The following is an 11,542-nucleotide window of genomic DNA, read 5'->3' on the forward strand; positions in this document are numbered from 1 at the left end:
CGGTCGTCGGGGAGGATGGCATGGTGCATATCAACGTCTCCGTGCCGTGGCAGGCCCACGGCGCGGACTTCGAGCTCAAAGCCTGGCACATGGCGGCGTTGTCCATGGGAGCGGTGGGTCTCGACGACTTAACCGCCGAACTCGCGAGGTTGCCGTAGATGGTCGACATCCTCTTGTATCCGGTGGTGGCGACCGCCCTGGCGCTTGCTGCGTGGGGTCTTGTCGCCATCGTGCGCAACAAGAACCCGCGGGAGTGGTTCGTCATCGGCGCGGGCGTGGTGGAGCTGCTGTTGCTGATCCAGGCGGTGGTGGCGATCGTCATGATGGCCGCTGGCGACGGCCCGGCCGAGACGGCGCTGTTCATCAGCTACCTGGTCTTCAACCTGCTGCTGTTGCCGATCGGCCTGTTCTGGGCGTTGGCGGAGAATTCGCGTTGGGGGACGGCGGTGCTGGTCTTCGTGGCCCTCGTCGTGGCCGCGCTGATGGTGCGGTTGCGCGACATCTGGGAGGCGGCGCCACTTGGGTGAGTCGGTGTGGGCCACTGGCGGCGCCGCCGATCCGGTGCGCCGGCCGGTGACGGGTGCCGGGCGGTTGCTCGTCGCCGTGTATGCACTGTTCGCGGTGGCTGCGACGTCGCGTGCGGTGTATCAGATCGCGACGAAGTTCGACGTCGCCCCAGTGGCGTACGTTCTGTCCGCTTTCGCGGCTGTGGTGTACGTGATCGCGACGGTGGCGTTGGCTCGCGCCGGGGCCACCCCCCACCTCGTGGCGTTCGTGGCGGTCACGGTGGAACTTGTGGGCGTGCTGGTGGTGGGTACCATCACCGTGTCCGGGGTGGTTGATTTTCCGGCCGACACGGTGTGGTCGAACTATGGGCAGGGATACCTCTTCATCCCGTTGGTCCTGCCGTTCCTCGGGCTGTTCTGGTTGAGAAGTCGGCGTCGCTGAGCCACGCCGTGAAGTCTCGGTGTTGTGCCGCGGGCGGTCGGGGACGAGCACCGTCCGGCTCAGCGTGCCCCTACTGACTCGTCGGCTTTCTGTTCGCGAGCGGCGGCGGCCACTACCGCACCGAGCGCGCCAGCGACGGCCGCCACGAGTAGCGCCCGGACCACACCCTGGTGGTCGCCGATCCAGCCGAGTAGGGGTGGTCCGGCGAGGAAGGCCGTGTAGCCGACGGATGATACGACGCTGACCCGGGCGGCGGCGCGACGAGGATCGTCGGCGGCCGCGCTCATGCCGATGGGGAAGCCGAGGGCAGCTCCGATGCCCCAGATGAGGATGCCGACCGCGGCGAACGGCAGCGACGGGCCCAGCGCGACCATACTCGCACCAAGAACCGCGAGAGCGCCGCTGACCCGTACTACCCGCAGCCGCCCGTAGAGGCGCAGCAGCACTGGTCCGGCGAGTCGCCCGCAGGTCATGGCGGTGACGAAGAGGGCGAAGCCGGCCGATCCCACGGCGTTGGGGACGTCGTAGCCGTCCACCAGGCCAACGGCCAGCCAGTCGTTGGCGATGCCTTCGATCAAGGCGAAAGACAGCACCATGACGCCGACGAGCAGGGTGCGGGGTTCTCGCCAGGCGCGCAGAACGGCCGCCCGTGAGGTACGAGCGTCGCCGGTCTCCACCCGATGGGGGAGGAAGTGTCGGACGCTGACCATGACGGCGGTGATCACCAGACATCCGACGACGGTGAGGTGTGCCGGGACGGGCACCCGCAGCCAGGTCATGCCGGCTCCGATGCCGGCGCCGATCACGGTGCCGAGGCTGAACGCGGCATGGAACCGGGGCATGATGTTGCGATCGACCAGCCGCTCGACCGACGCACCCTCCACGTTCATCGCCACATCCCACGACCCGCTGCCGTAGCCGAGGGCGGCCAGCCCGATGGCGACGGCAACGATGCTGGTGAGCGGGTCGGTGCCGAGGCCGGCGATGATCAGGCCGCCGCCGGCGAGCACCGAGCCGATGGCCACCGTACGGGCCGCGCCGATCCGGCCGACCACGAAGCCGGCCGTGGGTAATGCGACGACGGCGCCAACCGCGATAGCGAGCAGGAGCCGGCCGAGATCGCTGGGGCTGAGGTCGAGTGTGTCCCGTACCCCGGGGATCCGAGCCATCCACGAGGCGTAGCCGAATCCGTTGGCCGCGAAGACGACGTAGACGGCATTGCGGGCATTGAGTACGCGGCGCTCGGCCGGCGGCTGGGCGACAGGATGAGACATCGGGGCGCTTCCTGGGACCGGTGCCAGATTCCTGGCTGTTGCGGGCGGATTGCGAGGTGGATTGCGGGGTGGGTTGCTGGGCGGGTGGCGGGAGGAACTGTCGATCGAATCGATTCGATCGAATCGATTCGATATGCTGCCATGCCATAGCGGGATGCCGCAAGTGGCACCATGGCGGGATGGCGACGCCGGGAGGAGGTCGACGGTGAGCGCGCAGCGAGCCACTCTAGCCGCCGTAGCCGCCCGGGCTGGGGTTTCTCCGTCGACCGCGTCGCTGGCCTTCAGCGGCGCCGGACCGGTCGCGGAGGCGACGCGGGAGCGGGTCTTCCAGGCGGCCCGTGAGCTCGCCTACGCCGGGCCGGATCCTATGGCGCGGTCGTTGCGGCGCGGTCAGTGTGGCATCGTCGGTGCCATCATCGGTGAGCGGCTCCTGTACGCGTTCCGTGACCCGGTGGCCGTCGCTCTGCTCGACGGCGTGGCCGAGGAGCTGACCGCGCTGGGTACTGGTCTGCTGCTGATCTCGGGTGATGCCGACCGCGCTGGGCCGACGCCGGAACAGGTATCCCGGATGCCGATGGACGCGGTCATCTTCGCCACGTGTGGTGGAGACGACGACCCCCTGCTCGACCACTTCATCGGCCGCGAGGTGCCCGTCGTAGCCGTCGACGGCCCGCACCGTGACGATGTCGCGGTGCTCGCCATCGATGACTACGGTGGGACCCTCGGAATGGCTCGTCATCTCGCCGACCTGGGCCACCGGCGGGTCGCCACCGTCACCTTGCCGCTGCGCCTCGACGGACGCCGCGGTCCGGTGGACGAGGCCCGGCGCCGCACCGTCGCCTACTCGGACGCGCGCCTACGATTGCAGGCGGTCCGTGATGTGTTCGCCGACGCGCCGGCGGTGGAAGCCGCGGCGAACATCATGGAAGAGGGCGAGAAGGCGGCGGCCACCTTGCTCGATGCCGGGCAACGCCGCCCAACTGGCATCGTCGCACAGAGTGATCTCCTGGCGGCCGGGGTGATCCGCGCGGCGGAGAGCCGAGGCTTGCGGGTTCCGGACGATCTCAGCGTCACCGGCTTCGACGGAATCGACACCGGATGGCTAGACAACCGCGTGCTCACCACCGTCGAGCAGCCGGTCGTCGACAAGGGACGTGCCGCTGGCCGGATGGTGGCCGAGTTCTTGGCCGGCCACCGACCCGCCAACCTCCAGCTGCCGATTCAGATGCGGATCGGTACGACGTCGGCGCCGCCACCGGCGCATTGACCCTCCACCGTCCGCCGGTCAGGCGGGCGAGTGCAGGAGGTAGCTGGCATCGCGGCCAGGTCCGCTGCCGCCGGATCCCGGTGAGGGGCAATGGGTACGCTAGGCGCCGTGAGTGAGGTGGACGAGGCGCCTCCGGCGCGGCTCAACGTCGGAGTGGTCGGAACCGGACGGGTTGGCGCGGTTCTCGGCGCCGCGCTCAAACGCGCTGGGCACCATGTCGTCGCGGCGTACGGTGTGTCGGTCACCAGTCGCAGCCGGGCCAGCGAGCTGCTGCCCGGAGTTTCGATGATGGATGTTGACGGTGTATTGGACCGGGCCGATCTCGTCCTGCTCACCGTCCCGGACGATGTACTTCCCGGCCTGGTCGAGGGACTGGCTACCACGGATGCGGTCCGTCCCGGGCAGTTCGTCGTGCACACGAGCGGCCGGTTCGGCGTCGCGGTACTCGACCCGGCGACGCGATCCGGCGCGTTGCCGTTGGCGCTGCACCCGGCCATGACGTTCACCGGCACGTCGGTTGATCTCCAGCGCCTCGAAGGTGCCACGTTCGGTGTCACCGCGCCGGAGCAGCTGTGGCCGGTCGCCGAGGCTCTGGTCATCGAGATGGGTTCGGAACCGGTGCGGGTGGCCGAAGATCAGCGCACGCTTTATCACGCGGCGTTGACGCACGGCGCCAACCATCTGATCACCCTGGTCAACGACGCGATGGATCTGTTGCGGGCGGCCGGCGTCGAGCAGCCGGACCGATCGCTCGCGCCGCTGCTGTCCGCAGCGCTCGACAACACGCTGCGACAGGGAGACGAGGCTCTGACCGGCCCGGTGTCCAGGGGTGATGCCGGTACGGTCGCCGGCCATCTACAGGAGCTGGAGCGCGCGCTGCCGGAAGCGGCGGGCGCCTACACGGCCTTGGCCCGGCGAACCGCGGCGCGTGCGCTCGCGGCGGGCCGGCTGCAAGCAACCGATGCCGAGTCGCTCCTGGAGATCCTGGCGTCACGCCCTCCGGCCTGACCGCTGCGACGATCACCGAGCGGGTGGGTGGGGCTGGCGCCAACCCAGCCCGGTGACGAGCGACGGGCCGGATCGCCCGAGCATTGCAAGCGCTTGCAATCAACACTTCGCCACGACTATCGTCCTGTGATGTAGCCGGGTCGGAGCCCTAGGAGGATGTCTGTGAGTGCGGGACCCATAGGTGTGGGAGTTGTCGGCATAGGTTCGATCGGCGCTCGCCATGTCGAGGTCATAGGCCACCTGGGCGGCGCGGTCCGGCTAGTGGCGGCCAGTGGTGGTCGGCCTGAACGGCTGGCCGAGCTCGGGCAACCGGATACGCGGCATGTGTCCGCCGAAGACGTCATCCGCCACCCGGACGTCGATCTGGTTGTCCTATGTTCGCCGAGCGGCGCACACGGGGAACAGGCGTTGGCCGCGCTTCGGGCCGGCAAACACGTCGTCGTCGAGAAACCGCTGAGCGTCGACGTGGCGACGGCCGAGGAGATCGTCCAGCTCGCCGAGCAGAAGCAGCGGCTCGTCAGCGTCATCTCGCAACGCCGCCTAGAGCCGCAGAACCAGTATCTGAAACGCCAGATCGACTCTGGAGTGCTCGGCCGGCCAGTGCTCGGAGAGGCGTTGGTGCACTGGCATCGTGACGACGCCTACTATGCCCACGCGGCCTGGCGCGGCCGCCAAGGGCAGGGCGGTGGTTCGCTCATGAACCAGGGCCTGCACACCGTCGATCTGCTGGCTTGGCTGATGGGACCGGTCACGCGGGTGACCGCCGACTACGCGACGCTTGGCCGGGACATGGACGCCGAAGACACTACCGTGGCCACTCTACGATTCGCCTCCGGAGCGCTCGGCGTGGTGGTGACGTCCACAGCCACCCCGCCGGGCCAACCGGCCCGGCTGTCGGTGTTCACCAGCCGTGGTTCGGTCGAGATGGACGACGCCGCCGTGCGCCGCTGGGATTTCGGGGAGGTGCCGGCCCCGGCCTCGCCGGGTGACGCGGCCGGCAGTGGGGCGGCCGACCCGCAGGCGATCGGCTTGGCCGGCCATCTCGCGCAGTGGCGGGACATCGTCGACGCCTATCACCATGGCCGGGGACCGGCGGTCGACGCCCATGCCGGCCTCGCCACCGTGCGGCTCCTCTGCGCGATTTACGACGCGGCCGATACCGGCCGCGCGGTGCACCTGGGAGGGCACGCATGATCCGCCTCGGCATCGCCGGCCTGGCCCATCAACACGTGACGTATATCTTCGACGAACTGACGCATCAGCCGTCGGTGCGGTTGGTGGCGGTGTCCGATCCGGACCAGGCGAACATCGCCCGCTACGCATCGTCGATCGCCGACTGCCCGGTCTACCCCGATCACCAGGCGATGCTGGCCGCACACGAGTTGGACGTGGTGGTGGTCAACGGGATCTACGCACACCGAGCCGATGCCGTGGTCGACGCACTCCGGGCCGGCGCCGACGTGCTGGCCGACAAGCCGCTCTGCACCTCTCTGGACCAACTGGACACGATCGAGCGGGTTGCGGCGGAGACCGGCCGGCTGGTGTCGGTGATGTTCGAGAAGCGCGGCTATCCGGTCACCCTGGCCGCACGGGAACTCGTCGAGTCCGGAACCCTCGGTGATCTCGCATTGATCGCGAGCACCGGTCCACACGTGCTGCGTGCGGCCACCCGCCCCGCGTGGTTCTTCACCTCGGACTACGGCGGCATACTCGGCGATCTGGCGGTGCACGACGTCGACATGGTTCTTGCGCTCACCGGGGCGACGGATGGGCTGGTGGTCGGCTCGTCAGGTCAACGTGCCTATCCGGAGTATCCGCGATTCTCTGACCACGGCGCGATGATGTTCGTCGCCGGTGGGGTTCGGGCCACCATCGACGCACATTGGCTGGCGCCTGAGGCGGAGAAGGGCAATGGCCGCTACGAGATGCGGCTGGTCGGTACCCGCGGCACGGCGGAGCTGCGGTGGACCGAAGGGCGGCTCGACGTCGCGACCCATGATCGTGACCTCTGGAACCCGGCGTTGCCCACTCGCCGCCGGCCGGCTGAGGACTTCCTCACGGCCCTATTGACCGGTTCGCAGCCCGACGTTGGTACCAGGGAGTCGGTGGACGCCACCCGGATCGCGCTGTTGGCCCAGCTCAGTGCCGATCGAGGCGGCACGGTCGAGCGGTGGAGCGCCGCGGCCGAGTAAGAACTCGCCGCGGCGCCGGATCTTCAGCGCAGCTGTTCGGTGATGGCGGCGAGGATGCGCACCGGCGGGAGCAGATGCTCGTACGGCATAGGTGGGGTGCCGGTCCGGGCGGCCTCGATGAAGCGGCTCAGACCGCGGGCGTTGTAGTCGGCGTCGAGTTGGATCTCGCGGCTCATCACCCCGTTCCGGCTGGCGACGGTGATGTGCCAGGGAACCCGCTTCGCGTCGGCCGGGCGGATGAAGGTGAGGGCGACGAAGGCGTCGCCGGCGCGTACCGTCGCGGTGACGACGTCGTCACCCTGCTCGACGTGGACCTCACCCGGATCGGAATTTCCGAGGATCTCCAGGGCGGGTTCCACGACGTGGGGGCCGTAGAAGAACAGGCCGGCATGCGGATCGTCTGGATTGGCCGGGCCGACCACACTGATCAGCTGCGGGGCGCCGAGTTTTGCGGCTTCGGTGCGTACCTCCTCGACGTCGGCGGTCAGCCGCAGCGGCGACCACGAGGCAAGGACGCCGCCACCTTTGCGGGCGGCGGCGATGATGGCCTCGGTGTCGGCCACGCTCACGGCGATGGGTTTGTCGACGAAGACGTGTGCACCTGCCTCGAGCAGGGGGACCGCGTTCTCGCGGTGCTGGCGGCCGTCCCGGTTCGAGACGATGAGGGCATCGACTCGACCGACGAGTTCGGCGGCGGAGTCGACGACGTCGCTGATCTCTCCGGTGGCGGCGAGAGTGCGGTTGCGTTCGGTGTCGCCGCCGGCGAGTGCGACGACGCGGCAGCCGTCGTGCCGTTGTTCGACGTTCAAGTGCCGGATGAAGTGGTCGACGTGGGAGTTCTCGGTACCGGTGATGCCGATGCGCAGCATGTGGAAGACCTTTCTGCAAGCGGTTGCAATCATGGTACACGGTGATGATCCGATGCTGGCCAGCCAGTGCCCGATGCGGCGCCTGTTGTTTCGCCGCTAACCTCCACCGGTGAGAACAAGAAATGTTTGATCTCGTCCGGCCGTCCCCAGCTCGGGCTCGTCTTGATCATGTGCGACCTACACCCCCCATCAGGGGGCAAACTCGCACATGATCAGCGCGTACGCCGATGCCGATCCGGAGGACGCGTACTGGCATGCTGTCACTCGGAGCCGGTGCCGGTGCCGGTGCCGGTGCCGGTGCCGGTGGCGGATAGGTAGAGGCGGCGCACGACCTCTTCGATATCTGGCTCCTCGATGGTGAGGTCTCTGACCTCGACGTGCCGGCCTATGGCTTCGAGGACCGCGGTGGCCGTCGTATCGTCGCCGAAGGCAAGCCGCTGCCGGAGGCCGTCAGCCTCGACGGACACTAGATCGGTACCGGGGATCCCGGCCAACGGCGGTGCCGGCGTGGTGAGGTCGAGGCTCAACACACGTTCCGCGCCGACCCTCCGGACCAGGCCGGCCAGGTCGCCGTCGTAGGCCATCCGGCCGTGGTCCACGACGATGATCCGTTCGGTGAGCCGCTGGACGTCGTCCATGTCGTGCGTCGTGAGGAGCAGGCTGGTGCCGTGGTGAGCACGTTGTTCGGTGAGGAAGACGCGCAACCGTTCTTTGCTTAGCACGTCCAGCCCGATGGTGGGTTCGTCGAGGATCAAGAGTGGTGGCGAGTGGAGCAACGCCGCGGCGATCTCGCCGCGGATCCGCTGGCCCAGCGAGAGCTGCCGGACCGGGATGTCGATGAACGACGCCAGGTCGAGCCGGTCCACGAGTTCGTCGCGGCGGGCGGTCCACACCGACTGGGGCAACCGGTGGATGGCCGCCAGGGTTCGGTAGGACTCGCGCAGGGGTAGGTCCCACCACAACTGCGTGCGCTGGCCAAAGACGACGCCGATCTGCCGGGCCAGCTGCTTGCGCTGACGGATCGGATGCAGACCGCAGGTGCGCACCGTGCCCGACGACGGCACCAGGATTCCGGTGATCATCTTGATGGTGGTGGATTTGCCGGCACCATTGGCACCGATATAACCCAGCGCGGATCCCTCGGGTAGCTGGAAGGTCAACCCGTCGACCGCCTCGACGACGGTTCGAGTGCGGCGGAACCGGCCACGCGGCGACCGGACCGTGAACCGCCGGTGGAGCTCTCGAACGTCGATGATCGGATCGGTCATGAACCTGCTCCCGTGTAGTGGCGGAGACCGGCCCGCCAGCCGGTCAGGGCGACGGCCCACATCACTACCGCCATGACCGGCGAGCACCATCCAAGCCAGCTCGGCAGTCCGGGTGGCCCGGGAAGATCGAGCAGGGCCAGGGTCGGCAGGTAGGCGATGAACGCCGCGGGTACGACGAACGTGAACAACACGCGGACCGGCAGTGCGAAGATGCTGGCCGGGTACTGCGCCGCGTAGGACCCTCCGTAGGTGAAGGCGTTGGCGAACTCCGCCCCCTCCACCAGCCAGAACTGGATCGCCGCGGCACACACGAACAGCGCCGCGAAGATGGCGGTCCCGGCGACGATCGTCAGCACCAGCAACACCACCGTGGTCACCGACCAGGTGATGCCCGTGTGGGGCAGCGTGACGCCGAGCACGGCCACCCCGGCCGCGGTCCGGCCGAGCCGACGCAACGACAGATCGCTGGTGATCAGTTGGGCGAGCACCGGCAGCGGGCGGAGGAGAAAGGCGTCCAGGGTGCCCTGTCGCAGGTAGGTGGGCAGTCGGTCGGCGTGCCCGACGACCATGTCGGCCAGGCTGAAGCAGATGGTGGCCAGTGCGAACAGGAGAGCGGCTGCCGCGAAGTCCAGCTCGCCGAGGACGTCGACGTTGGTGAAGATGACGTAGATCTCGCCGAACTCGAGTGCGCCGACGGAGAGGCTGCCGAGCAGGTCCATCGCGAACGACCGCCGGTACGTGGTCTGGGACCGCAACCGGGATCCGAGCAACACCCGATAGGGCCGCCAGGTCCCATCAGCCACCTTGCACCACCAGTCTGCGGGCGCCGGTCCGAAAGACCACCCGACCCACCAGCACGAGAGCAGTGAACCAGGCCAGTTGGGTCGCCAAGACCCCGAGTGCCGCGGCACCCTCGACCCGCGCCGTCACGATGTCGACGGGTGCCTGAACCAGGGACGGGAAGGGCGTGACCTGGGCGATGCGCGCCATCCAGTCGGGGAACCAATGGACCGGCACGATCATCCCGCTGAGGATGTTCGAGGCGACCATGTAGAGGGTGATGACGCCGCGCATGTCCAACAGCCAGAAGGCGGCGGTGTTGAGCAGCCATAGGCCAGCGAACGAGACCAACACCGCCAGCACCACGCTGAGAGCTCCCAGCAGATACGGCAGCACTGCGCCGGGCAGCGCCAACCCGGTGACTGCCGCGCCCACAAGCAATGGTGGTGCCCCGCGTGGGATCAGCGAGTAGGCCGCTCGCCCCAGGTCCGCGGCCAGGAACGCCACCTGAGGGTCGATCGGGCGGGCGAGGTCGATGGCGACGTCGCCGGTGCGGATCCGCAGCGCTAGCTCCTGCCAGCCGAAGATGTTCACCGGTGCGATGAGTGCCTGTACCAGCCAGGCGTACGTCGCCGCGGTGGCGGCGTCATATCCCATCAGCGTGCCACCGGCGGCGCCGACGGCACCGATGGTGATGTAGGCCTTGATCAACCCGAACACGGTGTTGGTGAACGCGCCAGCAGCGGTAGCCAGGCGATACGTCGACCACCGGCGAAACCCCATGACGACGTGGGCGGTGAAGGCGGCGATCGGACTTCGGGTTCGGCCGCTCGCAGGCGCAGCCTGGCTCGGAAACGTGGGCACGGGACGGGCGCTCCTCGGGCTCGGCGGAAGAATGCTGCGTTTCCGACGGCCCGGTGCCCGGTCCGGTCGTGAAGAGCAAATGAGACTAGTGAGTGTCGTGATATCCGTCAAGTTGGGTTCGGCGAGTCCACGGCGCAGCGGACCGCCGAGTACCGTTGGGCCGGCGGTTGGGGTCTCCCCGCCCATCGTGTTGTCGTGGCCGATCCACCAGGAGGGCAGCTGTGGACACACCCGTCGTGGCTCACGACCGGTCCGAACTGGCCGGTGTGCTTCCCGAGGCTGGGGTTCGCAGTGCCGTGGTGATGACCATGGGTGCGTTGCACGAGGGCCATCGGGCGTTGATGCGGGCCGCTCGGGCCGCGGTGTCGCCGGACGGTGTGGTGATCGTCACCATCTTCGTCAACCCGTTGCAGTTCGGCCCGGGTGAGGACTTCGAGCGGTACCCCCGCACTCCCGATGCCGACGTGGCCACATGTGCGGACGAGGGTGTAGATGTCATCTTCGCACCTCGTCGTGATGACCTCTATCCACAGGGAGAGCCCCAGGTCACCGTCGACCCAGGCCCGCTGGGCAGGGAACTCGAGGGTGCGGTACGGCCAGGTCACTTCGGCGGTGTGCTGACCGTGGTGGCCAAGTTGCTCAACCTCACCAGGCCCGCGTATGCGTTCTTCGGTGAGAAGGACTACCAGCAGTTGACGCTGATCCGGCGGATGGCCGCCGACCTCGAGATGCCCGCCGAGATCATCGGAGTTCCTACCGTGCGTGAGCCGGACGGGCTGGCACTGTCTAGCCGGAACCGATACCTCAGCGCGGACGAACGGCGAGTGGGCGTTTCGTTGTCGCGGGCGTTGCTGGCCGGCGCGGACGCGGGACCGTCGGGCGGCGCTGCGGTATTGGCGGCAGCACGCTCCGTCCTCGATCGACATCCTGAGCTCGACGTCGACTATCTCGAACTGCGGGCACCCAACCTCGAGGCCGTGGCTGGCCCGGGGGCGGCACGGTTGCTGGTAGCCGCCCGGATCGGCGCCACCCGCTTGATCGACAACCTCGAGGTGCAGCTGAGCCGCTAACC

General features: G+C 68.4%; 13 protein-coding genes. 8 read left to right on the forward strand and 5 right to left on the reverse strand.

Translation table 11 applies throughout. The features are described from left to right. The first annotated feature begins 20 nt into the window (after positions 1–20). The 3 genes from G8760_RS03850 to G8760_RS03860 are packed head-to-tail and all read left to right on the forward strand — an operon-like array spanning position 21 to position 948. Entirely contained in the window at positions 21–158 is a 138-nt protein-coding gene (locus G8760_RS03850) for a hypothetical protein (protein ID WP_207781990.1), read from the forward strand. After that, complete coding sequence (locus tag G8760_RS03855) at positions 159–527, forward strand: hypothetical protein (protein WP_166346785.1); 369 nt, start codon at positions 159–161, stop codon at positions 525–527. Then, the gene (locus G8760_RS03860) at positions 520–948 is read left to right on the forward strand and encodes a hypothetical protein (protein ID WP_246222421.1); all 429 of its coding nucleotides are present in this window, start codon (positions 520–522) and stop codon (positions 946–948) included. Before G8760_RS03855 ends, G8760_RS03860 begins: the two co-directional genes overlap by 8 nt. A gap of 59 nt (positions 949–1,007) precedes the next feature. Here G8760_RS03860 and G8760_RS03865 read toward each other — a convergent pair whose 3' ends face one another. Beyond that, entirely contained in the window at positions 1,008–2,222 is a 1,215-nt protein-coding gene (locus G8760_RS03865; protein ID WP_166346788.1) for an MFS transporter, read from the reverse strand. 205 nt (positions 2,223–2,427) lie between these two features. Here G8760_RS03865 and G8760_RS03870 point away from each other — a divergent pair, with 205 nt between their 5' ends. The 4 genes from G8760_RS03870 to G8760_RS03885 all read left to right on the forward strand — a co-directional run bounded on the left by G8760_RS03870 (position 2,428) and on the right by G8760_RS03885 (position 6,689). After that, a complete protein-coding gene (locus G8760_RS03870) occupies positions 2,428–3,489 on the forward strand; it encodes a LacI family DNA-binding transcriptional regulator (protein WP_207781991.1) in 1,062 nt (353 codons plus the stop codon). Between the two features lie 90 nt (positions 3,490–3,579). Beyond that, on the forward strand, positions 3,580–4,497 hold the full coding sequence (locus tag G8760_RS03875) for a Rossmann-like and DUF2520 domain-containing protein (protein WP_166346794.1): 918 nt from the start codon (positions 3,580–3,582) through the stop codon (positions 4,495–4,497). 162 nt (positions 4,498–4,659) lie between these two features. Beyond that, entirely contained in the window at positions 4,660–5,691 is a 1,032-nt protein-coding gene (locus G8760_RS03880; protein ID WP_207781992.1) for a Gfo/Idh/MocA family protein, read from the forward strand. Then, on the forward strand, positions 5,688–6,689 hold the full coding sequence (locus tag G8760_RS03885) for a Gfo/Idh/MocA family protein (RefSeq protein WP_166346800.1): 1,002 nt from the start codon (positions 5,688–5,690) through the stop codon (positions 6,687–6,689). The genes G8760_RS03880 and G8760_RS03885 overlap by 4 nt, the downstream gene beginning before the upstream one ends. Before the next feature lie 23 nt (positions 6,690–6,712). Here G8760_RS03885 and G8760_RS03890 read toward each other — a convergent pair whose 3' ends face one another. The 4 genes from G8760_RS03890 to G8760_RS03905 all read right to left on the reverse strand — a co-directional run bounded on the left by G8760_RS03890 (position 6,713) and on the right by G8760_RS03905 (position 10,470). Beyond that, entirely contained in the window at positions 6,713–7,558 is an 846-nt protein-coding gene (locus tag G8760_RS03890) for a Gfo/Idh/MocA family protein (RefSeq protein WP_166346803.1), read from the reverse strand. Positions 7,559–7,818: 260 nt separating this feature from the next. Then, entirely contained in the window at positions 7,819–8,826 is a 1,008-nt protein-coding gene (locus G8760_RS03895; protein ID WP_166346806.1) for an ABC transporter ATP-binding protein, read from the reverse strand. Beyond that, positions 8,823–9,629: an ABC transporter permease gene (locus G8760_RS03900; RefSeq protein WP_207781993.1), complete on the reverse strand. Its 807-nt coding sequence runs from the start codon at positions 9,627–9,629 to the stop codon at positions 8,823–8,825. Before G8760_RS03900 ends, G8760_RS03895 begins: the two co-directional genes overlap by 4 nt. After that, positions 9,622–10,470 carry an ABC transporter permease gene (locus G8760_RS03905; protein ID WP_207781994.1) on the reverse strand — a complete coding sequence of 283 codons (849 nt, stop codon included), beginning with the start codon at positions 10,468–10,470 and terminating at the stop codon, positions 9,622–9,624. Before G8760_RS03905 ends, G8760_RS03900 begins: the two co-directional genes overlap by 8 nt. 221 nt (positions 10,471–10,691) lie before the next feature. Here G8760_RS03905 and panC point away from each other — a divergent pair, with 221 nt between their 5' ends. Continuing rightward, a complete protein-coding gene (panC, locus tag G8760_RS03910) occupies positions 10,692–11,540 on the forward strand; it encodes a pantoate--beta-alanine ligase (RefSeq protein ID WP_207781995.1) in 849 nt (282 codons plus the stop codon). The last annotated feature ends 2 nt before the right edge of the window (positions 11,541–11,542 follow it).

The organism is Phytoactinopolyspora limicola, from assembly GCF_011320225.1.
GTDB classification, from domain to species: Bacteria; Actinomycetota; Actinomycetes; order Jiangellales; family Jiangellaceae; genus Phytoactinopolyspora; species Phytoactinopolyspora limicola.

Coding starts and splice junctions, on each gene's coding strand:
- G8760_RS03850 (WP_207781990.1), top strand. CDS start 21: ATGGTGCATATCAACGTCTCCGTGCCGTGGCAGGCCCACGGCGCGGAC.
- G8760_RS03855 (WP_166346785.1), top strand. CDS start 159: ATGGTCGACATCCTCTTGTATCCGGTGGTGGCGACCGCCCTGGCGCTT.
- G8760_RS03875 (WP_166346794.1), top strand. CDS start 3,580: ATGGGTACGCTAGGCGCCGTGAGTGAGGTGGACGAGGCGCCTCCGGCG.
- G8760_RS03885 (WP_166346800.1), top strand. CDS start 5,688: ATGATCCGCCTCGGCATCGCCGGCCTGGCCCATCAACACGTGACGTAT.
- G8760_RS03865 (WP_166346788.1), bottom strand. CDS start 2,222: ATGTCTCATCCTGTCGCCCAGCCGCCGGCCGAGCGCCGCGTACTCAAT.
- G8760_RS03895 (WP_166346806.1), bottom strand. CDS start 8,826: ATGACCGATCCGATCATCGACGTTCGAGAGCTCCACCGGCGGTTCACG.
- G8760_RS03890 (WP_166346803.1), bottom strand. CDS start 7,558: ATGCTGCGCATCGGCATCACCGGTACCGAGAACTCCCACGTCGACCAC.